Source organism: Mangrovimonas yunxiaonensis (assembly GCF_000733475.1).
Lineage (GTDB): Bacteria > Bacteroidota > Bacteroidia > Flavobacteriales > Flavobacteriaceae > Mangrovimonas > Mangrovimonas yunxiaonensis.
In genome coordinates, this window is sequence record NZ_JPFK01000003.1 from 107330 (window position 1) to 133280 (window position 25951).

A 25951-nucleotide genomic window follows, 5' to 3' on the forward strand; every position below is an offset into this window, starting at 1 on the left:
TAAAATACCTAACTTCGTGGTCTCAAAAAAAGTAACATTCAAAAATCATAAAATCGATATGAAAATATTAGTATGTATTAGCCACGTGCCTGATACGACTTCCAAGATTAATTTTACCGATGGTGACACGAAATTTGATACCAACGGCGTGCAGTTTGTTATTAACCCTAATGATGAATTTGGCCTTACACGAGCCATGTGGTTTAAAGAAAAACAAGGTGCTAGTGTAGATGTGATAAATGTTGGTGGTCCAGAAACCGAACCAACCTTAAGAAAAGCTTTGGCTATTGGAGCAGATACTGCCATTAGAGTGAACACCGAAGCTAAAGACGGTATGCAAGTTGCCAAGGAATTGGCAAAAGTAGTACAAGATGGCGGCTACGATTTGGTGATTGCCGGTCGCGAATCTATAGATTACAACGGCGGCATGGTACCAGGCATGCTAGCAGCTTTATTAGACGCTAATTTTGTAAATAACTGCATTAGCCTAGAGGTTGAAGGCACTTCGGCCAAGGCTGTTCGTGAAATTGACGGCGGTAAAGAGTCTGTTGCTACAAGCCTACCGTTAGTTATAGGAAGCCAAAAAGGCTTGGTTGAAGAAAGCGACCTTCGCATTCCTAACATGCGTGGTATTATGATGGCCAGAAAAAAGCCATTAAACATTGTTGAACCTGCTAACGCATCAGCCGAAACAACATCTGTATCGTTCGAAAAACCTGCACCTAAAGGTGAAGTGAAATTGGTAGATGCAGACAATGTAGCCGAATTGGTGAATTTACTTCACAACGAAGCCAAAGTAATATAAATTCAAATCCTAAGAGAAATCATGTCAGTTTTAGTATATACAGAATCCGATAAAGGAACATTTAAAAAAATAGCTCTAGAAGCTGCTTCTTACGCCAAAACCATTGCCGACAAGATGGGCACCACCGTTACAGCGGTTACCATTAATGCTGAAGACAGTTCGGTTTTAGGGAATTATGGTGTAGATACCGTTTTAAAAGTAAACGATTCCAGTTTAGACACTTTCAATGCCAAGTCTTACGCCAGCGTTTTACAACAAGCCGCCGAAAAAGAAGGTGCTAAAGTTGTTGTTGTAAGCTCTAGCGCAGACAGCAAGTACATGGCGCCTATATTGGCCGTAAACCTTAACGCAGGCTACGCATCTAACGTTGTTGAAGCACCTTCAAGCACAACGCCGTTTACCGTAAAACGCAACGTATTTACCAACAAAGCATTTGCAAACACATCTATAGATACCGATGTAAAAGTTATTGGCCTATCAAAAAACGCTTTTGGTGTGGTTGAAAACACAGCAAGTGCAACAGAAGAAGCTTTTTCACCATCATTACCAGAAAACACAGTAACTGTAGAAGCTGTCGATAAAGTAACCGGTAAAGTTACCATTGCCGATGCCGAAATTGTTGTTTCAGGCGGCCGTGGTCTTAAAGGCCCAGAAAATTGGAATATGATAGAAGATCTTGCCGAAGTACTTGGTGCTGCTACCGCCTGCTCTAAACCCGTTAGCGATTTAGGGTGGCGACCACACAGCGAACACGTAGGACAAACTGGTAAGCCCGTAGCTTCTAACCTATACATTGCCGTAGGTATTTCGGGAGCCATCCAGCATTTAGCAGGAATTAACGCCTCTAAAGTAAAAGTAGTTATCAACACCGACCCAGAAGCACCGTTCTTTAAGGCTGCCGATTACGGAATTGTTGGCGATGCTTTTGAAGTGGTTCCGAAACTTATCGAAGAATTAAAAACATTCAAAGCACAGCAATAAGTATTTTTTTTATAAATTGTATTTATAAAAGAACTGTTTGAATTGCGCTTTACATCTTGTAACCGCTATCGTTTTATATAAAATTTACATCTAGCAGTTGGTAAAGTCTTAATTTAAACAGTTCTTTGTGTTTTTATATTTCTATGAGTTTAGTTCGTCTTAACATAAAGGGCATTTCATACAGCCAAACCCAAAACGGCGCTTACGCCCTAATATTAAACGAAGTAGATGGCGACCGAAAACTGCCCATCGTAATCGGTGCTTTCGAAGCCCAATCCATTGCCATTGCACTGGAAAAAGAAATCCGCCCACCAAGACCACTTACCCACGATTTATTTAAAAGTTTTGCAGACCGTTTCGATATTGTTGTAAAACAGGTTATTATCCATAAGTTGGTCGATGGCGTTTTTTATTCCAGCTTAATTTGCGAGCGCGATAAGATTGAAGAAATTATAGATGCCAGAACCAGCGACGCCATAGCTTTGGCCTTACGCTTTAACGCCCCTATTTTTACCTACAAAAACATTTTAGACAAAGCTGGCATTTACCTAAAAGTCGAACCTAAAAAAGACGATGAAGAAAGTGAAGACAACATTTTAATGGACGACTTCTCTGCTGGCGAACTAGAAGCCGAAACGCCATCCTCTAGAGACGACTACAAACACAAAACCCTACAAGAGCTTCACAATCTCTTAGATGAAGCCGTTGCTATGGAAGACTACGAAAAGGCTGCTAAAATACGTGACGAAATCTCTAAACGATAACAAACCCATGAAACAGTTTTTACTAGCGCTTTTCGCTATTTTTTTAGGGCTAAATGCAACGCTTCATGCCCAAGAGTTAGAAAAAAAATGGCAGTTCGAATCCATAACAAACCACGCTGGTAAAACCCTATTTAACATCGACTCGACCGATGTTTTAAACCTAAACGAAAACACCTTTTCCTACTCCCTGTTAGCCAAGGACACCTTAAACGCCTCGGGCGATTTTATTCGGCAAAACAACCTGTTGGTACTGTATTACAACCAACCTCACGACACCATAAGACGCTACAAAATTAACGAACTCACAGATTCGACTTTGGTCTTTTCTGAAAACAGCATTAAATATGCTTTCACCGCAGTATCGCAACCTATTGCCAATTTAAAAACAGCTCCCGAAAATAGCATTATACCCAGCCAAGGCTTTACGTTTAATGGCTTTTGGCGTGGCGCTTTAGGCATGTTTGTCCTGTTGCTCCTGGCCTTTCTTTTAAGCAAAAATCGAAAAGCCATCAATTGGAAAATTGTAAGTTTTGGTTTGGCCTTCCAGTTGCTAATAGCCATTGGCGTTTTAAAAATAGATCTGGTTAAAGGCGTGTTTGAATTTGTAGGCGGTCTTTTTGTAAGCGTGTTGGATTTTACAAGGGCTGGTAGTAAATTCTTGTTTGAAGGCCTTGTTGTAGACATGGATACCTTTGGATTTATTTTTGCCTTTCAGGTGTTGCCTACCATTATTTTCTTTTCTGCTCTTACCTCTGTTTTGTTTTATTTGGGCATCATTCAAAAAGTGGTTAAAGCCATGGCTTGGTTGTTGTCTAAAACCCTAAAAATATCTGGAGCAGAGAGCTTAAGTGTTGCCGGAAATATCTTTTTGGGGCAAACCGAAGCCCCGTTATTAATCAAGGCCTACCTCGAGAAGATGAATAAATCTGAAATGCTCTTGGTCATGATTGGCGGTATGGCCACCGTTGCTGGTGCCGTTTTAGCAGCATATATTGGGTTTCTTGGTGGCGACGATACCGAATTAAGGTTGTTTTATGCAAAGCACCTATTGGCCGCTTCGGTGATGGCTGCACCCGGTGCCATTGTAATCTCTAAAATCCTTTACCCACAAACCGAAAAAGTAAACACCGAAGTTTCCGTTTCGCAAGAAAAAATAGGATCTAATATTTTAGACGCCATTGCCAACGGCACTACCGAAGGCTTAAAACTGGCCGTAAATGTTGGTGCCATGCTACTTGTTTTTGTGGCGTTTATCGCCATGTTTAACGGACTTTTAAGTGGCATAGCAAGTTTTGATGGCATAACAATAACAGCCTTAAACATCAATTGGCAATTCACCTCACTTAACGATATTATAGCCAGCAACACCCCTTACAAAGAAGGGCTTACCTTAGAGTTTATTCTGGGCTATCTTTTTGCGCCATTAATGTGGTTAATAGGTGTCGCAAAAGAAGACATGGCCCTTATGGGGCAGCTTTTAGGCATTAAACTAGCCGCCAGCGAATTTATAGGATACATTCAATTGGCAGAGCTTAAGAATGTTGCCAGCGTTACCCATTTAAAGTACGAAAAATCGATTATCATGGCGACCTATATGCTTTGTGGATTTGCCAACTTTGCCTCTATTGGCATACAAATTGGTGGTATTGGCTCTTTAGCCCCAGGGCAACGCAAAACCTTATCGCAATTTGGTATGAAAGCCTTAATTGGAGGCACCATAGCCTCTTTAATTTCGGCAACCATAGCAGGAATGATTATTGGGTAAAAGCAACAACTTGTTTTTATAACATAACTATCTCTAGCTCCCAAAAAACCGTTAATAACTTTTAATAGAATACTCAGGTTAAATCATGTTGATGTAGCCCTTTTTTATATTTTTATCTTCGGTGTAAAACCCATTTACATCCTCAATTAAAGTTGTACAATTAAAAGAAGGCTCCTGCCTTCGCAGATGATAATTATGAAGCAGTATTTAGATTTGGTTAAGCACGTTATGGAAAACGGCAATGAAAAAGGCGATCGTACAGGAACGGGCACAAAAAGTGTTTTTGGTCACCAAATGCGGTTTAACTTAAGTGAAGGGTTTCCTATGGTTACTACAAAAAAGCTTCACCTAAAATCTATTATTTACGAATTGCTTTGGTTTTTAAAAGGCGATACCAACATACAGTATTTAACCGAAAATGGCGTGAAAATCTGGAACGAATGGGCCGATGAAAACGGCAATCTGGGCCCTGTTTACGGTCACCAATGGCGCAACTGGAACAGCGATGAAATCGATCAAATTAAAGATATTGTCGAGACCTTAAAAAACAACCCTAACAGCAGGAGAATGTTGGTTTCTGCCTGGAACCCTTCGGTATTGCCCGACACCTCTAAAAGCTTTTCGGAAAATGTAGCCAATGGTAAAGCCGCCCTTCCGCCCTGCCATGCGTTTTTTCAATTTTATGTTGCCGATGGCAAACTGTCGTGTCAACTGTATCAACGCAGCGCCGACATTTTTCTTGGCGTGCCTTTTAACATTGCCTCCTATGCCTTGCTAACCATGATGATGGCTCAAGTATGTGGCTACGAAGCTGGAGAGTTTATCCACACCTTTGGCGATGCGCATATTTACAGCAATCACTTCGAGCAGGTTAAACTGCAACTAACCCGCCAGCCAAGACCATTGCCTAAAATGATGATAAACCCAGAAGTAAAAAACATCTTTGATTTTACGTTTGAAGACTTTACCTTGGTAGATTACAATCCGCACCCGCACATTAAAGGTGCTGTTGCGATTTAATTTATAACGCTATGTTCGGAAAAAAGAAATCAAAACCACAAATAGACCAAGCGCAATTAGAGCTTATTGAAAATGCCCAACGCCGTATAAAACAAAAAAAACGCCTGTATGTTCACTTTGTTGTGTTCCTTATTGGCGCCATCTTTTTAATTGTTGCCAATACAGTTTTAGGTATAGGTCAAGACCTCAAAATCTTAGGTGTTGATTGGTTTGTTTATGCCATACTAATCTGGTTGTTTTTATTTGTTTACCACCTGTTTAATGTGTTTGTAACCCACAAATTTATGGGAAAAAACTGGGAAAGGCAGCAGCTGGATAAATTGGTGGCACAACAACAGCAGCGCCTTGAAAAACTTAAGCAACAACTGGACAAGGCAGAAAAAACAACTCTAGAGCACAACACCGCCAACAAAGAACTTCAGCAACAAAAAAAAAGCCCTAATACCAAAACCTTAACAATAATTGTTGCAGCAGGAGAAGACAATGCCATTGGCAAGGACAACGATTTAATTTGGCATTTAAGCGACGACTTAAAGCGTTTTAAGCAACTTACCTCGGGTCACCACATAATTATGGGCCGCAAAACCTTTGAAAGCTTTCCTAAGCCATTGCCCAACCGTACACACATTGTTGTTACCCGACAATTGGACTATAAGGCGCCCGATGGCGTTATAGTGGTTAACAATATGGAAGATGCCTTAGATGCCGCAAGAACAGACCTTCAGCCGTTTATTATTGGCGGGGGTGAAATTTACAAGCAAGCCATGGCTTTGGCCGATAAAATAGAGCTAACCCGCGTACACGACACCTTTGAAGGCGCCGATACGTTTTTCCCCGAAATAGACCATACCATTTGGAAGGAAGTAAACAAAACCTCCCACCCCAAAGACGAAAAGCACGCCCATGCCTTTTCATTTATCACCTACTTAAAACAGTAATCATGACATCTTTACCAAGGCTTATCCTTTGTTTAAGTTTGGCCATATTAGCCTGTAGTTGCGCCACAACAAATCGCTTAACCCTTAGTGTTACCGAACCTGCTCCCGTTTACATCGATAAAAACATCACTAAAATTGGACTGTTAAACAGAAGCCTAGCCTCTGATGATAATAAGCTACTGGATAAAATTGACCAAATCCTTTCAATAGAAGACAAAAACCTAGATGAAGACGGTGCAACATACACCATTCAAGCCATTAAGGACCAATTAGCCAAAGACACGAGGTTTGTCTCGATAAGTACCATAGAAAGCGATAAAATTGAAAACCCTGGACTTGGCATTTTTCCGAGTGCCATTCCTTGGACTTTGATAGACGACCTATGCACAGAAAATAATGTAGACGCCATTATAGCTCTTTCTTTTTACGACACCGACGCGACCGTAAATTACACCACCAATACCGTACAAAAGGTAAATGCCTTAGGCATTAAAGTCCCCATTATTGAACACCAAGCAACCATAAACACCTTAATTAAAATTGGCTTTCGGGTTTACGACAACACCTCCAGACAAATTCTAGATGAAATTATTGTCAACCAGACCAGCACTTCCTCAGGAAGAGGCATTAGCCCTACAAAAGCTATAGAAGCGCTTAAAGGCCGAAAAGAAGCCGTCCTGCAAATAAGCACGTTGTTAGGACAAGATTACGCCCTAAGAACACGCCCCTATAGCATTAGAGTTGCTAGAGATTATTATGTAAAAGGCACCGATAATTTTGAAATAGGCAAACGCCGAGCCCAAACCGGCAATTGGAACGGTGCTGCCGAATTATGGGAAAAAGAACTTAACAACCCCAAATTAAAAATAGCGGGCAGGGCCTGTTACAACATGGCCATCATTAACGAAATTAATGGCGATTTGGAGCAAGCTTTAAAATGGGCCTCTAAAGCCTATACCGATTACAACGATAACATTGCCCTACGCTATGTAAACATCCTAAAACAACGCATTCGTACAAACGCCATGCTCAATCAACAGCATCAAGACTAGTTCTTTTTGGCACATAAAACTTATTATTCCTATTTTTGCAGCTATAAACAATTGAAAACAATGAACGCATATATATTTCCGGGTCAAGGGGCCCAATTTTCGGGTATGGGCTTAGACCTTTACGAAAACGCGCCAATGGCACAAGATCTTTTTGAAAAAGCCAATAACATTCTAGGGTTTTCCATAACAGATATTATGTTTGAAGGTTCTGCCGAAGACCTAAAACAAACCAAGGTAACCCAACCGGCCATTTTCCTACACTCGGTAATTTTAGCAAAAACCTTAGGCGACCAGTTTAAGCCCGATATGGTTGCTGGGCATTCCCTTGGAGAGTTTTCTGCCTTGGTTGCCAATGGCACCTTAACTTTTGAAGATGGTTTAAAACTGGTTTCACAACGGGCTCAAGCCATGCAAAAAGCGTGCGAATTACAACCCAGCACTATGGCTGCGGTTTTAGGGCTAGACGATGCTGTGGTTGAAAGCGTATGTGCTTCGACCGAAGGTATTGTGGTTGCCGCAAATTACAACTGTCCTGGGCAATTGGTAATCTCTGGCGAAATAGACGCTATTAACAAAGCCTGCGAAACCTTAAAAGAAAAAGGAGCGCGTCGTGCTTTGGTCTTACCCGTTGGAGGAGCGTTTCATTCACCATTAATGGAACCCGCAAGAGAAGAATTAGCTGCTGCAATAGAAAATACCACATTTAATAAACCCAACTGTCCCATTTACCAAAATGTGACTGCAAATGCCGTGATTGATGAAGCGGCCATAAAAACCAATTTAATCTCGCAATTAACAGCGCCTGTAAAATGGACTCAATCGGTGCAACAAATGATAGCAGACGGTGCCACTTTATTTACAGAAGTCGGCCCTGGAAAAGTACTGCAAGGATTGGTAAAGAAAATTGATCGCACTGCCGGAGCCACTTCAGCAACTTTAGACACCAACGCCTAATGAAACTATCCCGATCTGTATTTATTATTGGTCTTATTGTATTTAACATTGCAATAGATCAGATAAGCAAGGTTATTGTTCGCGCTACTGTAACGCCTTACCAAGAAAGCGACATTATAGGCAAATACCTTATTTTAACCAATGTAGAAAATAGAGGGGCATTTTTGGGCATGGGAAGCGATATGAACCCAACCTTACGCCTTATTTTCTTATTGCTTTTACCTATAGTTGTTTTGGGCTACGTAGTGTATTATATTTTTAAGCACAAAACCTTAGACAAAGCCTCGCTTGTTGGGTTTTGCTGTATTGTAGGTGGCGGTATTGCCAATGTTTTTGACCGGATTGTTTTTGGGTCGGTAACAGATTTTCTTCACATTGATTTAGGAGGCGTTTTTAGAACCGGCATTTTTAATGTGGCAGACATGTCTGTTATGCTTGGGCTTGGACTTTTACTTTACGCTAATTTTAAATATAAAAATGCCCCAGAAAGCAACTAGCTTTTGGGGCATTTTTTAAATTTTATTTTTTTGATATTATCTTGCTAAACGGCAGGCTTGACAATCCTTAACCTCGCCATAGTAGGTCTCTCTATATTTGTGTAATGTTTTAAAAGGAATGCTTAAAAAGCGCTTTTTAATGTACGTTACTTTGGTAAACAATTCGCCCATTTTTGGCGTGTACCTTTTTTCTTCTTTGGTTTCTCTTTTTACTGTAATCAATTTCATAAAATCAGTTTTCATTAGAGACAAAGATAACAAAGGTTTGGGGTAAAACACAAATTTAAAAGTTAAGTCATTGTTAATCAATTAATTATTAACATATTATTAATGTTAAACAAAAAAAATTGCCGAATTGACAACTTTTAACCGGAATAACTCCTAATATATAAACCGAAGTAAAATCTTACAGCTTAGAAAGCTTTTTCTGCCAATTCCAAGCAGAAAGCAAAGCGTCGTCTAGAGATAAAGTTGCTTTCCAACCCAATTCTTTGTTCGCCTTTTCTGTATCGGCATAAGCTGCAATAACATCTCCTGGTCTTCTATCGGCAATACTGTAATTCAATTTTTTGTTAGATACCTTTTCAAATGAATTGATAACTTCCAGCACCGAGCTGCCTTTGCCTGTGCCTAAATTAAACACTTCAAAGCTGGACTTATTGCTTCCCGAAAGCAAACGCTCTAAGGCTACAACATGGGCTTTTGCTAAATCGACAACATGAATATAATCGCGTACGCAAGTTCCATCTTCGGTAGGGTAATCATTTCCAAAAACCGATAGCTGGGTTCTAATACCAGCAGCTGTTTGGGTTATAAAAGGCACTAGGTTTTGGGGTACTCCAATAGGTAGTTCTCCAATATAAGTAGACTCGTGCGCTCCAATAGGATTAAAATAACGCAAGGCAATTGCCGTTACGTTGTTGTGGGCACTGCAGGTGTCCTTAATAATTTCCTCCCCTATTTGTTTGGTATTGCCATAAGGCGATTCGGCAGGTTTAATGGGGGCGTGTTCTTTAATTGGCAACTCGTCTGCTTGCCCATATACGGTGCAAGATGAGCTAAAAATAACATTTGCAGCAGGCATTTCGCAAAATTCTTGCAATAAATACACTAAGGTATTAATGTTGTTTTCGTAGTAAAGCAACGGCTTATTTACACTCTCGCCAACGGCTTTACTTGCCGCAAAATGTATCACCCCCGATAGGTTATTGTATTTTTTAAAAAATGCTTGAACCTTAGACCGATCCCTCAAGTCTATTTTTTCAAACTCAGGAAGTTTCCCGGTAATGTTGCATATACCATCTAAAACAGCTATTGACGAATTGGACAAATTGTCGATAATAACCACATCGAACCCTTTGTTTTGCAATTCAACAACCGTATGCGACCCTATAAAGCCGAGCCCTCCTGTTACTAATACTTTTTTAGCCATTGATAAATGTCTTCACATGATTGGCTATAAAGGCTATCTGCTCATCATCAAGCTCGGTATGCATGGGCAAAGAAATAACATCTTTCACCAATTGATTGGTTACCGTAAAATCGGCTTCGTTATATCGCGTGTCTTGGTAAGCCTTTTGGTTGTGCAACGGAATGGGGTAATACACCCCGCATGGAATATTGTTATCGTTTAAATATTGCACCAAAGCATCTCTATCTACTCCTGATAACTTTAATGTATATTGATGGTATACGTGGTTATCGGCAGTACCATACTCGTAAGGCGTTGTTATTTCGCTTACGTCTTTAAAGTGCTCGTTATATGTATGGGCTGCGTTTCTTCTTGCAGCATTGTAATGATCTAAATGCACCAATTTAGCATCTAAAACAGCGGCTTGTATTGTATCTAATCGTGAATTCACACCAACAACATCATGGTGGTAACGTTTGTACATCCCGTGGTTTACAATTCCTCTAATGGTATGGGCCAAATCGTCATCGTTTGTAAAAATCGCACCGCCATCACCATAGCACCCTAAATTCTTGGAAGGAAAAAACGATGTAGACGCCACATGACCAATGGTTCCCGCTTTGGCTTTCTTGCCATTGCTATAGGTATATGTTGCGCCTATGGCCTGGGCATTGTCCTCTATAACATAAAGGTTATTTGCCTGGGCAATTTCCATAATAGCTTCCATATTGGCGCATTGCCCAAACAAGTGTACAGGAACAATAGCCTTGGTTTTTGGTGTAATGGCCTTTTTAATAGCCGCTATGTCTATATTAAATGTATCTGGTTCTACATCGACCAAAACAGGGGTTAAGCCTAAAAGAGCAATAACCTCTACAGTTGCCGCAAATGTAAAATCGGCAGTAATAACCTCATCGCCGGGTTTTAAGCCAAGTCCCATCATGGCAATTTGCAATGCATCGGTGCCATTGGCACACGGAATAACATGTTTAACGTTTAAATAAGTCTCTAGGTTCTTCTGAAACTCGTGAACCTTAGGACCATTAATAAATGCCGCTGTATCTATAACCTCCTGTATTGCAGGATCTACAACATTTTTTATACCGGAATATTGACCTTTAAGGTCAACCATTTGAATTTTTTTCATACCTGACGAAATTACAAAATTCACCAACGCTAACCAATGATTTTTTATGAAAGAAACGTATTTTAGCAACAAAGTAAAAACCTTGCATTTTCTTTATAACATTCTAATTATTTTGGTGCCATCTGTTTTAAAAACAGTAGCGCTATTCAATAAAAAAATAAAACTGGGCGTTGCGGGCAGAAAAAAAACGTTTCCTCTATTAAAAGCGCAACTTTCCCCAAATGACAACACCATTTGGTTTCACTGCGCATCTTTGGGCGAATACGAACAAGGCTATCCTGTTTTTAAAAACATTAGGCACTTATATAAAAACCATAAAATTGTCCTTACCTTTTTCTCGCCTTCGGGATACGAGGTTAAAAAAAACACCGATATTGCCGATGTGGTTTGTTACCTCCCATGGGACAGCAAGGCAAATGCCAAACAATTTGTCTCCCTGATAAACCCCGAACTAACCATATTTGTTAAGTACGATATTTGGCCAAACTTACTATCCGAATTAAAGTCTAAAAACAGAAAAGCCCTTTTAATCTCGGCACTTTTTAGAAAAAACCAGCACTATTTTAAATATCGGTTTATGCAAAAAGCCTTATTTGCGTTCGATCATATTTTCACTCAAGACGAGGCTTCAAAACATTTGCTTGAAAACATAGGCTATCGTCATGTTACCATAAGTGGCGATACGCGTTTCGACAGGGTTTCCAGCCAATTAAACATGGACAACAGCTTAGCTTTTATTGAGCGGTTTAAGCAAGATAACTTGTGTTTGGTAGCGGGTAGCACATGGCCGGAAGACGAAGCGCTTTTAGTCGATTTTATAAACAATAGCCCTGATGGCATTAAATTTATCATTGCCCCACACAATATTAAAGCCGCACAAATTGAAAAACTAACCCTTGCCATTACCAAAAAGGTCGCATTGTTCTCCAATAAAGCGCAGGCCAATCTAGAAGAGAGCAACGTCTTTATTGTAGATACTATTGGCTTACTTTCAAAAATTTACAACTATGCCGATATTGCCTATGTGGGTGGAGCCGTTGGCCATACCGGGCTGCACAATACCTTAGAAGCCGCCGTTTTTGGTATACCCATTATAATTGGCAGTCATTACGAGAAATTTCCAGAAGCATCCCATATGATTGCATTGGGCGGCATGTTCTCTATAAAAACTAAAACCGAACTTACCCAAACTTTAACCCAACTTATCCAAGACAGCAATAAGAGACAACAAGCTGGAAATCAAAACGCCCACTATATTAAAAAAAACACAGGGGCGGTCATCCAAATTATGGACTTTATACGTAATTAAAAGCAAAACACTTAAACAACCAACCTCTATTGTTAAAATATGTTAAATAATTCTTGCATAGTTACCCAATAAGTTGTTAAATTCGTGTTTATTAAATTTTTAACACTAAAACTTTAGACTAATGAAAAAATTATTATTAAGCGTAGCTTTATTAATGGCTTTAGGATTAACATTCACTTCTTGTAGAGACACTAAAAAAGAAGATGCTGGCGAAGCTATAGAAAATGCAGCTCAAGATGCTCAAGATGCTATTGAAGAAACAGCACAAGACGCTCAAGATGCAGTAGAAGAAGCTGCTGAAGAAGCTGGCGAAGCTGCCGAAGGCGCTATGGAAGAGGCTGGTAAAGCTGTTGACAACGCTGTAGAAGAAACTAAAGAAGCTGGCGAAGCTGTTCAAGATGCAGTAAAAGAAGCTGGTGATCAATTAAAAGGTGACGAATAATTTTCGTTCTTTTTTACCTTAAAAACAAAAAGCCCCTAACTACATTAGGGGCTTTTTGTTTGTTAACGTTTTAATGCGAAATGTGCTTTAAACTGTTTTTGCTGTATACTACAAAACAACCTGCGGATAAGCACTTACCGCTCTGCTACTGCTTCTTTACCTTGTGCACTACCTTATATCTAACACACACTCTTAAAGTCTCTACAGCCCTTTCCTAGCCGTTTCTTTTCAAACCTATAGTTCTGCTATTATACTGTTAAATACTTGACCGTATCTGTTTCCTAATAAAAGAATATCGTTCGTAAACTTTAATGGCGACTTCGCACGCTCCTCTTATCATTGTTTATCAGCCCCAGGGAACCATTGTTTTTAGCCTTCAACTCCTCAAACTATCTATAGTTCAGTCCAAAACTTAAAACGAATAGTTTGTATAAGAATCTAATTATGAAAATAAGCAACTAGCCTATAAATAGTATTATTTAACTTAGAAATACAACACCCTATTTTTACTAAATCAGATGTATCAAAACTTTCCAAAAAAGTGGTGCAATAAAATGTATTCATACCAAAAAATTGCATCGTACATGTCAATTAGACGTTAATCACTTAATATTCCATGAAAATGAAAGCTGGATGTGGTATAATCGATTAGGTAACATGAAATAAATTTAAACTCATGTTTCAAATTTAGAAGATTTTTTGGCTTGGAAACACCATCGCTTTTAAGCTGTACAACTTGTTAAAAACTAATTTAGCATTTGACATATCTACAACAAAAGTTTCTTTAATGTTAGGTTCAATCGTAATCAATTACATTTAACTAAACCATCTTTTAGACTGTTTTAGTTACATATTTCAAAAACAGCAACAGAGATATAACTAGAGTGAAAGTAATTATAAACAATAATATAAGGAATTTTAGAATCTAAAGTAATTTTAGGCAAGGCTTTAAATTTACTTTACTTTTTGACCGTTTTTTTTTACTTTTTAATGAAGGCGCACAACAATTCTACTATAATTTCTTGGTGCTTTTGGTGCTATCTATTCTTGCCTACTCTAAAACTTTTAACACAATAAAACTTCTTAACTAATAGACTAAAAATAAATTATTTATTCATTATTTAGAATCAGACGCAAAAAATGAAAATGACTCTTATTTAATCATACACCTTAAAACATAACTCCTTGTTGGGTTTACACATAAAAAAGGCCTCAGAAAACTCTAAGGCCTTTAAAAACAAAAAAACCTGTAACTAAGTTGTTACAGGTTTTTTACAGTACAGAAGGCGGGACTTGAACCCGCACGACCAAATGGTCATTGGATTTTAAGTCCAACGTGTCTACCAATTCCACCACTTCTGCTTGGACTATTCTTGTCTCAGAGCGAAAGACGGGATTTGAACCCGCGACCCTCACCTTGGCAAGGTGATGCTCTACCCCTGAGCTACTTTCGCATGTTATAAAATGAACGTTTCTTTCATTTGCGAGGGCAAATTTAATACAATTCTTAGAATTCCAAAGGCTTTTTCAATATTTTTTTCAATAAAAGAATTCCCCGTTTCCAACTGCCTCTCTCATAGGTCGTAAAAATATCGTTTCAGGTTTTTTGTTTTCTCTAAAATGCTTCATTAAAAATTTCTAAAACGTATTAGGCGCCTTATTTCCTACTAGGCCTGCTTCTTTTTAACAAGCATCCGTTTTATCTCGTTTAACTTCATTAAAGCCTCCACTGGGGTTAACGTGTCGATATCGGTATGGAGGATTTCCTCTTTAATTTGCTCCAACAAAGGATCATCTAAATTAAAGAAACTCAATTGCATGTCATCATCGGCCAAAGTTTTAACCTTATCGGTCAGTTCTTCACTAGAATGCGACTTCTCCAGTTTTTTCAATATTTTATTAGCCCGTTGTATGACGTGTTGTGGCATTCCGGCCATTTTGGCCACGTGAATACCAAAGCTGTGCTCACTACCGCCCGCTACCAATTTCCGTAAAAAAAGCACATTGTCTTTTAGCTCCTTAACCAATACGTTGTAATTTTTAATCCGACCAAAGGTTTCGGTCATTTCATTCAGCTCGTGGTAATGCGTTGCAAACAGGGTTTTTGGTCTTGCCGGGTGCTCGTGCAAATACTCGCTAATGGCCCAAGCAATCGAAATCCCATCGTAAGTACTTGTACCCCGACCAATTTCGTCTAACAGCACCAAACTGCGGTCTGAGATATTGTTCAATATTGAAGCCGTTTCATTCATCTCTACCATAAACGTCGACTCGCCCATAGAAATGTTATCGCTGGCTCCTACGCGTGTAAATATTTTATCGACCAACCCAATGTTTGCCGCTTTGGCCGGCACAAAACTCCCTATTTGCGCCAACAGCACGATTAAAGCCGTTTGGCGTAAAATAGCCGATTTACCAGACATGTTTGGCCCGGTTATCATGATAATCTGTTGCTGTTCGCGATCTAAGTGCACATCATTAGCAATATAGGCTTCGCTAGCGGGTAACTGCTTTTCTATTACCGGGTGGCGTCCTTCTTTTATCTCCAACCCAAACGAATCATCGATGGTTGGGCATGTATAATTGTTTGTCTTGGCCAAGACCGCAAACCCACATAAACAGTCTAATGTTCCTATTAAAAATGCATTTTGCTGTACGGGCTTAATAAACTGCCCCATCCAGCTTACCAGCTCAGAGAACAGCTGCTGTTCAATGGCCAGAATACGCTCTTCGGCGCCTAATATTTTGGCTTCGTATTCTTTAAGTTCCTCGGTAATATAGCGTTCGGCATTTACCAAGGTTTGCTTGCGCACCCAGGCTTCAGGCACCTTGTCTTTATGCGCATTTCGCACCTCTATGTAGTACCCAAACACGTTGTTAGAGGCTATTTTTAACGATGGAATCCCCGTACGCTCACTTTCGCGTTCCAACATCTCATCTAGATATTGTTTTCCTGAAGTGGCTAATGTTCTAAGCTCGTCCAATTCCGTAGAAAACCCACTGGCTATCGTATGGCCTTTTAAAATATTTACAGGAGCATCTTCGCTTAAGCTCGCCTTAATTTTTTCCCGCAAGGTATCGCACTCCTGAAGCGTATCGCCCAAAACCCGCAAAGCCTCATTATCGCTTTGCATGGCCAAAGCCTTAATGGGCACTATGGCTTCTAAGGAGTTTTTAAGCTGAATAACCTCGCGCGGACTCACCTTTGCTGTTGCCACCTTAGAAATTAGCCGTTCGATATCGCCAATATGCTTGATGTGGTTTTGCATTTTTTGAAGCACTGTATGATGCTCCAGCAAATGCTGAACCACCTGATAGCGCTGCTTTATCTTTTCGATGTTTTTAAGCGGCAAGGCCAACCAACGCTTTAGCAAACGCCCACCCATAGGCGTTATGGTATGATCTATAACATCCAGTAAGGTTACGGCATTTACGTTGGTAGACTGGTACAGCTCTAAATTGCGAATGGTAAAGCGGTCCATCCACACATATTCGTCTTCGGCTATACGGCCAATGGCGGTAATATGCTCCAACTTGTTGTGTTGCGTTTCCGATAAATAATGCAGCACTGCCCCCGAAGCAATAACGCCTTCATATAAGTTATCAACCCCAAAACCTTTTAAGGATGTGGTGTTAAAATGCCGTGTTAGGGTCTCGTTGGCATAATCGGGCTGAAACACCCAATCTTCTAAATAAAAGGTATGGAAATCCGCTCCAAAAGCAGCTTGAAAACTGGCCTTGGATTTTTTAGACACCAACACTTCACTGGGGTTAAAATTCTGAAGCAGCTTATCAACATACTCGGCGTGACCCTGCGAGGTTAAAAACTCGCCCGTAGACACATCTAAAAACGACACCCCTATTGCTTTCTTATCAAAATGTACGGCACACAAAAAATTATTCGTCTTCGAGCTTAGCACCTCATCATTCAGTGCCACACCGGGAGTCACCAACTCGGTTACACCGCGCTTTACAATTTTCTTGGTTTGCTTAGGGTCTTCCAACTGGTCGCAAATCGCAACGCGCTGTCCCGCTTTTACCAATTTAGGCAGATAGGTGTTTAACGAATGGTGCGGAAACCCTGCTAGTTCTGTTTTTTCGCCACCATTATTCCTATTGGTTAGTACTATGTCCAGAATTTTGGCGGCCTTAACGGCGTCGCTCCCAAAGGTTTCGTAAAAATCTCCCACCCGAAACAATAACATCGCATCTGGATATTTCGCCTTAATAGCGTTGTACTGTTGCATTAACGGGGTGACTTTTTTTGCTTTTTTTGCCATAATTTTGCTGCTCCGAACTTGGTACAGAATCTATTACCTTTGTCGTGATTTGTAATCACGCAAGTTAATTATTATTATACGCTTTTTAAAACATAAAATTGGTATAGTTATTTACAGCTGTTGAAAAGATGTTGGGCAATTGCAAACATCATTTAACCAACATAACCTCAGCTTAATTTGAAGATTATAAAAAGAAATAACAATAGAACATCCGCTTTCGCGGAAGACAACTATGAGAAAACTAAAAAACAGCGAATTGGACCGCTTAAGTGTTGAAGGCTTTAAAACGTCGAAAAAAACACCGCTTATCATCATTTTGGACAACATTAGAAGTCTAAACAATATTGGATCGGTGTTTAGAACTAGTGATGCGTTTTTAATTGAAAAAATCTACCTCTGCGGCATTACCGCAACACCGCCACATAAAGACATTCATAAAACGGCCTTGGGCAGCACCGAAACCGTTGTTTGGGAACATGTAGAAGACACACTAACCCTGATAAAAGACCTACAAAACAACCACGTAAAAATTGTATCGGTCGAGCAAGCCGAAAATGCCACCATGCTAGATGCTTTTACCCCAGAGGCAAACACAACTTATGCCCTGGTTTTTGGCAATGAGGTGAAAGGCGTGCAGCAAGAAGTGGTATCGGCTAGTGATGTGGTTTTGGAAATCCCCCAGTTTGGCACCAAACACTCCTTAAACATTTCGGTAAGCTGTGGTGTTGTGGTTTGGGATGTGTTTAGCAAGTTAAAAGCCGTCACGCCATAAGCTTTTTAGCCGTTACTTTTTTTTAATAAAACAAGCTGGCTAACCGTTACTTATCTGGTTTAACAACCAAAGATAATCTTCGCGATGCACGACAAAATCACGCTCCGAGATGTCAATTATTTTTACGTTGAGCTCGGTTTGTTTTTTTAAAAAGTCCAAATACCCAGAATTGATTTTCTCTAGGTAGGCATTTTCGATGTTTTGTTCGTAATCGCGGCCCCGTTTTTTAATGTTTTCCTGCAACCGCTCGGTATTTTGATAAAGGTAAACATACAATTCGGGCTTGGCAATATCCTTATACATTAAATAAAACAGCTTTCGGTAGAGTTTAAATTCATCTTCCGGCAAGGTAATTTTAGAAAAAATAAGGGATTTGTAAATATCGTAATCGCTCACAATAAAATCCCGAAAAAGATCCAATTGCGATAGGTCATCGCTAATTTGCTGGTAACGATCGGCTAAGAAAGACATTTCCAAAGTAAACGCATACCGCTGTTGGTCTTCGTAAAACCTTGGCAAAAACGGGTTATCGGCAAACCGTTCTAAAATTAATTTCGCATTAAAATCTTCAGAAATCATCGTTGCCAAGCTGGTCTTTCCTGCGCCAATATTCCCTTCTATGGCAATGTAATTAAACTTAGACAGCTCGTATTTTTTTATAGGATGTTTTATCCAAACATTTGCTGGAGTCAAGGTGCTTTTGTCGGGACAGGCCGTTAAGAGTTCTGCAATGGACGTTTTAATAACCGGATGGTGAAATTTACTAGCAATGTCGGCCAGTGGCTGCAATACAAACCGACGTTCGTGCATTTTAGGGTGCGGCACCAGTAACGCTTCGCTTGTTATTTGTTCGTCATTAAAAAACAACACATCCAAATCTATGGTGCGCGACTCGTAACCCAGTGTGTTTGTACGTTCACGGCCTAGGCGTTTTTCTATCTCTAAGAGTGTTTTTATAACGGTTTGGGCATCTTGGGTGGTTTGCAATAACAAACAGGTATTAAAAAAATGGTCGCCCTCAAAACCCAAAGCCGGAGTGCTATATACTTTTGCAATTGCCAAAACGCTGCCCAATTTTTCAAAAATCAAATCAACGGCATCTTGCAGGTGTTTTAACCTGTCGCCCTTATTGCTCCCTAATGCTATGTATACGTTATGAATGCCTGCCATAAGAAGTGCCAAAATAACTAAAAGTATTTTTAATAGTTTATATTTACAAAACCTATTTATCCACAATCTTCTTTATGAGCAAAAAAGACACCCTAGCAGCACAACGTATTTACCTTATCTTGGCTGCTTTGTTTATTACCTCGCTAGTGGTATCCAACCTTATTTTTCAGAAATTCTTTTACTGGCACCCGTTTAACTTGACGGTTTTTAACGCCTCCCTATTTGAAGTATCGGTAGGCATTTTACCCTACCCCATTACATTTTTAATCACCGATTTAATAAGCGAGATTTATGGCAAAAAACGCGCAAACCAAATAGTTATCACCGGTATTTTTGCCTCGTTTTTCTCCATGCTTATTATTTATGTCGCTAATGCTGTTCCGGCAACCAAATGGTCGCCCGTAAACGACCATTTGTTTTCTACTGTTTTTGGCAGTACAGCCATTGCTGTTTTTGCAAGTATGATGGCGTATTTACTGGCACAATTTGTCGACATACAGATTTATCATTTCTGGAAGCGCTTAACCAAAGGTAAACACCTCTGGTTGCGCAACAATTTTTCGACCTGGCTATCGCAATTTGTCGACACCTTTACGGTCTTGTTTCTTTTGTGTTCATTCGGGAAAATTGAATGGGATCTCTTTTTAGGGCTGCTGTTAAGCGGATTCATTTTTAAAGTGCTCGTTGCCCTGCTCGACACCCCATTTTTATACCTAGGCGTTTATGCCTTTAGAAAGCGATTCAACTTAAAACCCAACGAAGAAATTAGCTTGCTATAATGTTAAAGTTTATTTAACGCATTAACCTTGTTGCGTTAAATGTGTCTTAAGAGTATTGTTTAAATTTGCAGATTAACCTCCAAAGGTTACTTTTATACGTATATACTTACGCAACATACAAACCAACTATGAAAAAAGCACTTAAAATACTAGGCCTTTCCTTAGGAATTATCCTTCTGTTATTAATCGTAACGCCTTTTATTTTCCAGGGACAAATAAAGGATATGGTTAAAAACTTCATGAATGAAAACCTCAATGCCAAGGTTGCGTTTTCCGATGTCGATTTGAGTTTTATCAGTAGTTTTCCACAAGCCTACGTAAGTGTCGATAATTTAAAAATCACCAACAACAAACCATTTGAAGGCGAAACTCTGGTTACGGCAAAGTCCATTGCGTTTACCATGTCTATTAAAGAGCTTTTTAAAAAAGCTGGCGACAGCCCTATTGTTGTTAATAGCATTGCCATAGACGAGGCTTTGCTCACCTTAAAAACCAACGCCAGAGGGCAAACCAATTACGACATTGCCCTAAAAGATACAGAAACCGAAATACCTTCGGAAGAAAACAAATCTGGCAATAGCTTTGCTTTTGATATAAAAGATTATGCCATTTCTAACAGTGCCCTAACGTATATTGACGAACCTTCGAAAACAGAGCTCTTTATTACCGAGCTCAACCACCAAGGTACAGGCATTTTTTCTGCTGAAAAATCTGAACTGGACACCCAAACCCAAGCCAACATAAGTCTGAGCCTCGACAGCACAACATACCTAAACAACAACCTTATTAAGCTTGACGCCCTACTAGGCCTAGATTTAGAAAACCAGAAATACACCTTTAAAGACAACAAAGCCTATATAAACCAGCTTCCACTGGAATTTAAAGGCTTTGTACAGCTATTGGACGACGGGCAACTTATTGACATGTCTTTTGAAAACCCTGGTTCAGATTTTAAGGATTTTCTAGCGGTCATTCCAGAAAGCTACACCAAAGACATAGCCAATGTAGAAACCACAGGGAATTTTAAGGTCTCCGGTATTGTAAAAGGGATGATTACCGATACAACCATTCCAACCATGGACATCAACATCGCCTCTAACCAAGCTTCGTTTAAATACCCCGATTTACCAAAGCGTGTAGAAAATATTAGCATAAACACCAGTATAAAAAACACCTCTGGAAATGCAAACGACACTTATGTCGACATACAAACATTAAATTTTAAAATCGATGAGGATGTTTTTAAATCCTCGGCCACATTACAAAACCTAACCGAAAACATGCAGGTCGATGCCCATGTTGATGGCACACTAAACCTTAGCAACATAACCAAAGCCTATCCCGTAAAATTAGAAAACGAATTAAGCGGCATCTTAAAAGGAAAGTTGCAAACCAATTTCGACATGAAAGCTCTAGAAACTAATGCCTACAACCGCATAAAAAACAACGGTAATGTAAGTGTTAGCGACTTTATTTTTTCTTCTGAAGATGTTGTAAACCCCATTCAAATCAACCAAGCCAACATCGACTTTAAGCCCGGCCTTATCACACTTAAAAGTTTTAACGCCGCAACCGGACAAAGCGATATAAAAGCCACAGGCACTATTGAAAATCTTCTAGGGTTTCTATTAAGCGACAAAGACCTAAAAGGAAATTTTAACGTGAACTCAAACAAGTTTGTAGTCAGCGATTTTATGGTCCCTAACGAGGAAACCGGCGAAGCCAACAAAACTACCAGCGATAGCGAATCTTTAAAAATTCCTGATTTTTTAGACTGCACCATTAATGCCCATGCTAAAGAAGTGGTTTACGACAACCTAACCCTTCAAGACGTTAAAGGCGCCTTATTAATTAAAGACCAACAAGCCACTTTAAAAGACATGACCTCTAAATTGTTTGATGGCGGCTTGGCCATAAACGGCTTGGTAAACACAAAAAACGACACCCCAAACTTTAACTTAAACCTCGGGGTAAACGGCTTCGACATCTCGCAATCGTTTAATGGCCTTGAACTTTTTGAAGCCCTTGCTCCTGTTGCCAAAGTCCTGCAAGGAAAATTAAACTCTACCTTAAACCTTACCGGCGATTTAGACAGCACATTTTCTCCAAAGCTAACCAGCATTTCTGGCGATGCCTTTGCCCAATTGCTAACAAAAGAAATTAACGCCAACAACTCGCCCCTACTTAGTAAACTTGGCGACAACCTTCAGTTTATCGACTTTAAAAAGCTAAACCTAGACGACCTAAAAACCAAGATTACATTTAACAACGGGCAAGTAAACGTAAAACCCTTCAACCTAAAATACGAAGACATCGACATTCAAGTGTCTGGTGCGCACAGTTTTGACAAGGCACTAGATTACAATGTTGTGTTTCAAGTTCCCGCGAAATATTTAGGAAGCGACATAAACAGGCTTATTGGCAAAATTAACGACAACAACGTTAACAACATTGCCATACCGGTTACCGCAAACATTGGTGGCTCGTTTAGCAACCCCAGCGTACAAACCGACCTGTCTAGTGCCGTAACCAATTTAACAAACCAGCTGATCGAAATTGAAAAGAAAAAGCTGTTAAACCAAGGCTCCAATGCCATTAAAGATTTATTGGGCGGCATAGGCAATACCCAGCAACAAGACCAAGAGACGACCTCTACCAGCACAGACACCACAAAAACAAACAGCAATGCTGTAGAAGAAGGCGTTAAAGATTTAATAGGAAATTTTTTCAACAAAAAGAAAACCACTAAAGACACCATTAACTAAACCCAAAAGCTTGCAAAAATGTTAAGGTCTTCATAATTTTTGTGCATTTCCACCAGCTTTTTAAAAAGAAATCGCACTTTTTTTGGATTTTCCGTAAAAAAAGTTATGTTATAGGGTTCATACATAACACTAAATTCAGGAAAGTTCATGAGGCAGTTAAAAATCACCAAGCAGGTTACGAATAGAGAGTCGAAGTCTCTAGATAAATATCTTCAAGATATTAGTAAAATGCCCTTAATTACAGCCGATGAAGAAGTTGAATTGGCGCAACGTATTCGTGAGGGTGACCAACAGGCCCTAGATAAATTAACAACCGCCAACTTGCGTTTTGTGGTATCGGTTGCCAAGCAATACCAAAACCAAGGGTTAAAATTACCCGACCTTATAAACGAAGGCAATGCCGGCTTGGTAAAAGCCGCCAAAAGGTTTGACGAAACCCGAGGTTTTAAATTTATATCGTATGCCGTTTGGTGGATCCGTCAATCCATTTTACAAGCCTTAGCAGAGCAAGCCAGAATTGTACGCTTGCCCCTAAATAAAATTGGCTCGATAAACAAAATCAACAAAGCCTTTTCTCATTTAGAGCAAGCCCACCAAAGGCCTCCTAGCGCAGAAGAGATTGCTAAAGAGCTGGACATGACCGTTAGCGACGTTAAGCAATCCTTAAAAAATTCTGGCAGACATTTATCTATGGATGCCCCCCTTAAGGAAGGTGAAGATTCCAGTCTTTACGATGTGGTTAAGTCTGGCGAATCACCCAATCCCGATAAAGAGCTCATGAAAGCCTCTTTAAACGTAGAAGTTAACCGAGCCTTAAATACGCTTTCCCAACGCGAGGCAGATGTTATTCGTTTGTATTATGGCATTAGCAGCGAGCAACCTATGAGCTTAGAAGAAATTGGCGAAACCTTTGGCCTAACACGCGAACGCGTAAGGCAAATTAAAGAAAAAGGCATTCGCAGACTACGTCATAGCTCAAAAAACAAAATATTAAAAACGTACTTAGGATAACCTTAAGTATTAAAACCCTAAAACCCTTATATGATTAAAATTGAAGTAAAAGAAGGCGAAAAAATTGAACGCGCATTAAAACGTTATAAGCGCAAGCACCGTAACGTAAAAATCATGCAACAAATTCGCGAAAATAAACACTACACAAAAAAATCTGTCGAAAGAAGAAAAGAAATTCAAAAGGCCGCTTACATACAATCTATTAGAGACGAAGAAGCCATTTAATTTATGACTGTATTTAAAATTTACAACGCCAACACCAAACCCTCTAAAGAGGAAAAAGACACCATTATTAATTTCCTACACACCCACCTACAAGAATTTGGAGACAACAAAGAAGACATCTCTAAATGCTTGGATTATGCCGTAAAAGACAACATTTCGGCCCACGGTGGATTTGTTTTGGTTATTAAAGACAAACAAGGCATTCAAGGCATAACCATTATTAACGAAACAGGCATGGGCGGGTACATTCCCGAAAACATTCTTGTTTACATCGCAGTACATCAAGAGGCTCGCGGTAAAGGTTATGGCAAGCAACTTATGCAAAAGGCCATAACGCTGGCCCAAGGCGATATCGCCCTTCATGTAGAACCCAACAATCCTGCTATACACCTTTACGAAAAACTAGGATTCGAAAACAAATACCTAGAAATGCGACTGAAAAAATAAGCCGTCTGTATGAACATTATAGATAGCATTGTTTTTATTGTATACATGATTGTCGTCTTGGCAATCGGGTTTTATTACTACAGAAAAAACAAAAACGCAAGCGATTACTATGTTGGCGGCAACAATATGGGCAGCTGGCACATTGGGCTGTCTGTGGTTGCCACCGATGTTGGTGGCGGATTTTCCATTGGCCTTGGCGGTTTGGGCTTCGTTATGGGGCTTTCTGGCTCTTGGATGCTGTTTACCGGACTGGTTGGAGCATGGCTAAGCGCCGTGCTTCTTATTCCAAAAGTTATTAAACAAGGCCACGAGCTCAAGCTGTTAACCTTCCCAGAACTTTTAAAGCACAACTACGGCAAACACGTTGCTATGGTTGCCGGCGTAATTTCCTTTATTGGTTACCTTGGGTTTACAGCATCGCAATTACTAGCTGGAGCAAAACTGGCCGTTGGAACGTTTCCAGAACTTAATTTAAACCACGCCCTCATTATTATGGGCGGTATTGCTTTATTGTACACTGTTTTTGGCGGGATTAAAGCCGTAATATACACCGATACCTTTCAATGGATTATTTTAATGATTGGATTGATTTTTGTCGGTATTCCTATGGCTTACAGTGCCCTTGGCGGTTTTGAAACCATCTCTAAAACCCTACCCAAGGAATTTTTTAGCCTGACCAATATTACCTGGATAGATCTTCTAAACTGGAGCATTACCATCATTCCTATTTGGTTTGTTGGCATGACCCTATACCAACGTATTTATGCCTGTAGGGACGAAAAAACCGCTAAAAAAGCATGGTATATTGCCGGTATTTTCGAGTATCCGTTTATGGCATTTATGGGGGTTGCCTTAGGGCTTTTGGCTCGTGTCGCTGCCGAACAGGGTCTGTTTGCCGCTGAAGGGTTTGTTTCTGCAGCTGGTATGGATCCAGAAATTGGTCTGCCCATGTTATTAAAAAACGTGCTCCCTATTGGCTTAATGGGACTAATGCTTTCGGCTTACTTTTCGGCAATTATGTCTACCGCAGACAGTTGTCTGTTGGCAGCCTCTGGCAACTTTACCACCGATATTTTAGGACTGAAAAGCGACAACCCAAAAACCATCCGGATGTCGCAAATCATAACGTTTGTTATTGGTTTTGCCGCCATTTTGTTGGCCACTGTTATGACCAGCGTTTTAGACTTAATGCTTAGTTCATATGCCTTTATGGTCTCAGGCTTATTAATCCCTGTATTGGGCATGCTTTACGCCAAAAAAAAGAAACCGTTAGCTGCCTTATTGGCCATGTTGCTTGGCGGGTTTTCAACCCTGCTTATCATGTTATTCAAGATTGATATTCCTTTCGGGTTCGACCCCATACTAATTGGGGTTACAATATCGTTGTTAACCTATCTTAGTGTTAAAAAATAAGCCC

At 39.9% G+C, this 25951-nt stretch carries 23 protein-coding genes and 2 tRNA genes; 18 read left to right on the forward strand and 7 right to left on the reverse strand.

Annotated elements, in window-relative coordinates; all coding sequences use genetic code 11:
• Nucleotides 1-58: 58 nt before the first annotated feature.
• From IA57_RS02650 to lspA, 9 genes are all read left to right on the forward strand, one after another.
• Nucleotides 59-805 carry an electron transfer flavoprotein subunit beta/FixA family protein gene (locus IA57_RS02650; protein WP_036118949.1) on the forward strand — a complete coding sequence of 249 codons (747 nt, stop codon included), beginning with the start codon at nt 59-61 and terminating at the stop codon, nt 803-805.
• Between the two features lie 21 nt (nt 806-826).
• A complete protein-coding gene (locus tag IA57_RS02655) occupies nt 827-1786 on the forward strand; it encodes an electron transfer flavoprotein subunit alpha/FixB family protein (protein ID WP_036118951.1) in 960 nt (319 codons plus the stop codon).
• A gap of 143 nt (nt 1787-1929) precedes the next feature.
• Nucleotides 1930-2550, forward strand: coding sequence for a bifunctional nuclease family protein (locus IA57_RS02660; RefSeq protein WP_036118954.1), 621 nt, complete (start codon nt 1930-1932; stop codon nt 2548-2550).
• Nucleotides 2551-2557: 7 nt separating this feature from the next.
• The gene (locus IA57_RS02665; RefSeq protein WP_036119450.1) at nt 2558-4315 is read left to right on the forward strand and encodes a nucleoside transporter C-terminal domain-containing protein; all 1758 of its coding nucleotides are present in this window, start codon (nt 2558-2560) and stop codon (nt 4313-4315) included.
• Nucleotides 4316-4510: 195 nt separating this feature from the next.
• Nucleotides 4511-5335, forward strand: a complete 825-nt coding sequence (locus tag IA57_RS02670) for a thymidylate synthase (protein ID WP_036119453.1) — start codon at nt 4511-4513, stop codon at nt 5333-5335.
• 11 nt (nt 5336-5346) lie between these two features.
• A complete protein-coding gene (locus IA57_RS02675) occupies nt 5347-6273 on the forward strand; it encodes a dihydrofolate reductase (RefSeq protein ID WP_036118956.1) in 927 nt (308 codons plus the stop codon).
• Nucleotides 6274-6275: 2 nt separating this feature from the next.
• The gene (locus IA57_RS02680; RefSeq protein ID WP_036118957.1) at nt 6276-7325 is read left to right on the forward strand and encodes a DUF6340 family protein; all 1050 of its coding nucleotides are present in this window, start codon (nt 6276-6278) and stop codon (nt 7323-7325) included.
• Nucleotides 7326-7385: 60 nt separating this feature from the next.
• Nucleotides 7386-8279, forward strand: coding sequence for an ACP S-malonyltransferase (fabD, locus tag IA57_RS02685; RefSeq protein ID WP_036118959.1), 894 nt, complete (start codon nt 7386-7388; stop codon nt 8277-8279).
• On the forward strand, nt 8279-8776 hold the full coding sequence (gene lspA / locus IA57_RS02690) for a signal peptidase II (protein ID WP_036118961.1): 498 nt from the start codon (nt 8279-8281) through the stop codon (nt 8774-8776). Before fabD ends, lspA begins: the two co-directional genes overlap by 1 nt.
• Before the next feature lie 36 nt (nt 8777-8812).
• Here the strand turns inward: lspA and IA57_RS02695 are convergent, their stop codons facing one another.
• The 3 genes from IA57_RS02695 to IA57_RS02705 all read right to left on the reverse strand — a co-directional run bounded on the left by IA57_RS02695 (nt 8813) and on the right by IA57_RS02705 (nt 11334).
• Nucleotides 8813-9004, reverse strand: a complete 192-nt coding sequence (locus IA57_RS02695) for a hypothetical protein (protein WP_036119457.1) — start codon at nt 9002-9004, stop codon at nt 8813-8815.
• 178 nt (nt 9005-9182) lie between these two features.
• Nucleotides 9183-10208, reverse strand: coding sequence for a UDP-glucose 4-epimerase GalE (galE, locus tag IA57_RS02700; protein ID WP_036118964.1), 1026 nt, complete (start codon nt 10206-10208; stop codon nt 9183-9185).
• A complete protein-coding gene (locus tag IA57_RS02705) occupies nt 10201-11334 on the reverse strand; it encodes a DegT/DnrJ/EryC1/StrS family aminotransferase (RefSeq protein ID WP_036118965.1) in 1134 nt (377 codons plus the stop codon). The genes galE and IA57_RS02705 overlap by 8 nt, the downstream gene beginning before the upstream one ends.
• A 46-nt stretch (nt 11335-11380) precedes the next feature.
• On the opposite strand from IA57_RS02705, the gene IA57_RS02710 reads away from it, so the two are divergent.
• Entirely contained in the window at nt 11381-12643 is a 1263-nt protein-coding gene (locus tag IA57_RS02710; protein ID WP_084176707.1) for a 3-deoxy-D-manno-octulosonic acid transferase, read from the forward strand.
• 121 nt (nt 12644-12764) lie between these two features.
• Complete coding sequence (locus IA57_RS02715) at nt 12765-13085, forward strand: hypothetical protein (RefSeq protein WP_036118966.1); 321 nt, start codon at nt 12765-12767, stop codon at nt 13083-13085.
• Between the two features lie 1278 nt (nt 13086-14363).
• Here the strand turns inward: IA57_RS02715 and IA57_RS02720 are convergent.
• The 3 genes from IA57_RS02720 to mutS all read right to left on the reverse strand — a co-directional run bounded on the left by IA57_RS02720 (nt 14364) and on the right by mutS (nt 17365).
• A tRNA-Leu gene (locus tag IA57_RS02720) sits at nt 14364-14447 on the reverse strand.
• Between the two features lie 20 nt (nt 14448-14467).
• Nucleotides 14468-14539 (reverse strand) — tRNA-Gly (locus IA57_RS02725).
• A 213-nt stretch (nt 14540-14752) separates the two neighbouring features.
• Complete coding sequence (gene mutS, locus IA57_RS02730) at nt 14753-17365, reverse strand: DNA mismatch repair protein MutS (RefSeq protein WP_036118968.1); 2613 nt, start codon at nt 17363-17365, stop codon at nt 14753-14755.
• Between the two features lie 232 nt (nt 17366-17597).
• Here mutS and IA57_RS02735 point away from each other — a divergent pair, with 232 nt between their 5' ends.
• Entirely contained in the window at nt 17598-18137 is a 540-nt protein-coding gene (locus tag IA57_RS02735; protein WP_036118969.1) for an RNA methyltransferase, read from the forward strand.
• 39 nt (nt 18138-18176) lie between these two features.
• Here IA57_RS02735 and folK read toward each other — a convergent pair whose 3' ends face one another.
• The gene (gene folK, locus IA57_RS02740) at nt 18177-19307 is read right to left on the reverse strand and encodes a 2-amino-4-hydroxy-6-hydroxymethyldihydropteridine diphosphokinase (protein WP_036118971.1); all 1131 of its coding nucleotides are present in this window, start codon (nt 19305-19307) and stop codon (nt 18177-18179) included.
• 74 nt (nt 19308-19381) lie between these two features.
• Here folK and IA57_RS02745 point away from each other — a divergent pair, with 74 nt between their 5' ends.
• The 6 genes from IA57_RS02745 to IA57_RS02770 all read left to right on the forward strand — a co-directional run bounded on the left by IA57_RS02745 (nt 19382) and on the right by IA57_RS02770 (nt 25947).
• On the forward strand, nt 19382-20086 hold the full coding sequence (locus IA57_RS02745; RefSeq protein ID WP_036118973.1) for a queuosine precursor transporter: 705 nt from the start codon (nt 19382-19384) through the stop codon (nt 20084-20086).
• A 128-nt stretch (nt 20087-20214) separates the two neighbouring features.
• Complete coding sequence (locus tag IA57_RS02750) at nt 20215-22851, forward strand: AsmA-like C-terminal region-containing protein (RefSeq protein ID WP_036118975.1); 2637 nt, start codon at nt 20215-20217, stop codon at nt 22849-22851.
• A gap of 147 nt (nt 22852-22998) precedes the next feature.
• A complete protein-coding gene (locus IA57_RS02755; protein ID WP_036118977.1) occupies nt 22999-23862 on the forward strand; it encodes a sigma-70 family RNA polymerase sigma factor in 864 nt (287 codons plus the stop codon).
• A 30-nt stretch (nt 23863-23892) separates the two neighbouring features.
• Nucleotides 23893-24087: a 30S ribosomal protein S21 gene (gene rpsU, locus IA57_RS02760; RefSeq protein ID WP_036118979.1), complete on the forward strand. Its 195-nt coding sequence runs from the start codon at nt 23893-23895 to the stop codon at nt 24085-24087.
• A 3-nt stretch (nt 24088-24090) separates the two neighbouring features.
• Nucleotides 24091-24534 carry a GNAT family N-acetyltransferase gene (locus IA57_RS02765; RefSeq protein ID WP_036118981.1) on the forward strand — a complete coding sequence of 148 codons (444 nt, stop codon included), beginning with the start codon at nt 24091-24093 and terminating at the stop codon, nt 24532-24534.
• A 9-nt stretch (nt 24535-24543) separates the two neighbouring features.
• Complete coding sequence (locus tag IA57_RS02770) at nt 24544-25947, forward strand: sodium:solute symporter family protein (RefSeq protein WP_036118984.1); 1404 nt, start codon at nt 24544-24546, stop codon at nt 25945-25947.
• Nucleotides 25948-25951 lie beyond the last annotated feature (4 nt).

What these genes read in the sequence shown, in the direction of transcription:
- IA57_RS02705 (WP_036118965.1), bottom strand. Translation starts at nt 11,334, where the DNA reads ATGAAAAAAATTCAAATGGTTGACCTTAAAGGTCAATATTCCGGTATA.
- IA57_RS02710 (WP_084176707.1), top strand. Translation starts at nt 11,381, where the DNA reads ATGAAAGAAACGTATTTTAGCAACAAAGTAAAAACCTTGCATTTTCTT.
- IA57_RS02750 (WP_036118975.1), top strand. Translation starts at nt 20,215, where the DNA reads ATGAAAAAAGCACTTAAAATACTAGGCCTTTCCTTAGGAATTATCCTT.
- folK (WP_036118971.1), bottom strand. Translation starts at nt 19,307, where the DNA reads ATGGCAGGCATTCATAACGTATACATAGCATTAGGGAGCAATAAGGGC.
- IA57_RS02665 (WP_036119450.1), top strand. Translation starts at nt 2,558, where the DNA reads ATGAAACAGTTTTTACTAGCGCTTTTCGCTATTTTTTTAGGGCTAAAT.
- IA57_RS02655 (WP_036118951.1), top strand. Translation starts at nt 827, where the DNA reads ATGTCAGTTTTAGTATATACAGAATCCGATAAAGGAACATTTAAAAAA.
- IA57_RS02670 (WP_036119453.1), top strand. Translation starts at nt 4,511, where the DNA reads ATGAAGCAGTATTTAGATTTGGTTAAGCACGTTATGGAAAACGGCAAT.
- fabD (WP_036118959.1), top strand. Translation starts at nt 7,386, where the DNA reads ATGAACGCATATATATTTCCGGGTCAAGGGGCCCAATTTTCGGGTATG.
- rpsU (WP_036118979.1), top strand. Translation starts at nt 23,893, where the DNA reads ATGATTAAAATTGAAGTAAAAGAAGGCGAAAAAATTGAACGCGCATTA.
- IA57_RS02745 (WP_036118973.1), top strand. Translation starts at nt 19,382, where the DNA reads ATGAGCAAAAAAGACACCCTAGCAGCACAACGTATTTACCTTATCTTG.
- IA57_RS02765 (WP_036118981.1), top strand. Translation starts at nt 24,091, where the DNA reads ATGACTGTATTTAAAATTTACAACGCCAACACCAAACCCTCTAAAGAG.
- IA57_RS02715 (WP_036118966.1), top strand. Translation starts at nt 12,765, where the DNA reads ATGAAAAAATTATTATTAAGCGTAGCTTTATTAATGGCTTTAGGATTA.
- IA57_RS02770 (WP_036118984.1), top strand. Translation starts at nt 24,544, where the DNA reads ATGAACATTATAGATAGCATTGTTTTTATTGTATACATGATTGTCGTC.
- lspA (WP_036118961.1), top strand. Translation starts at nt 8,279, where the DNA reads ATGAAACTATCCCGATCTGTATTTATTATTGGTCTTATTGTATTTAAC.
- IA57_RS02660 (WP_036118954.1), top strand. Translation starts at nt 1,930, where the DNA reads ATGAGTTTAGTTCGTCTTAACATAAAGGGCATTTCATACAGCCAAACC.
- IA57_RS02675 (WP_036118956.1), top strand. Translation starts at nt 5,347, where the DNA reads ATGTTCGGAAAAAAGAAATCAAAACCACAAATAGACCAAGCGCAATTA.
- IA57_RS02695 (WP_036119457.1), bottom strand. Translation starts at nt 9,004, where the DNA reads ATGAAATTGATTACAGTAAAAAGAGAAACCAAAGAAGAAAAAAGGTAC.
- IA57_RS02650 (WP_036118949.1), top strand. Translation starts at nt 59, where the DNA reads ATGAAAATATTAGTATGTATTAGCCACGTGCCTGATACGACTTCCAAG.
- IA57_RS02735 (WP_036118969.1), top strand. Translation starts at nt 17,598, where the DNA reads ATGAGAAAACTAAAAAACAGCGAATTGGACCGCTTAAGTGTTGAAGGC.
- IA57_RS02680 (WP_036118957.1), top strand. Translation starts at nt 6,276, where the DNA reads ATGACATCTTTACCAAGGCTTATCCTTTGTTTAAGTTTGGCCATATTA.
- IA57_RS02755 (WP_036118977.1), top strand. Translation starts at nt 22,999, where the DNA reads ATGAGGCAGTTAAAAATCACCAAGCAGGTTACGAATAGAGAGTCGAAG.
- galE (WP_036118964.1), bottom strand. Translation starts at nt 10,208, where the DNA reads ATGGCTAAAAAAGTATTAGTAACAGGAGGGCTCGGCTTTATAGGGTCG.
- mutS (WP_036118968.1), bottom strand. Translation starts at nt 17,365, where the DNA reads ATGGCAAAAAAAGCAAAAAAAGTCACCCCGTTAATGCAACAGTACAAC.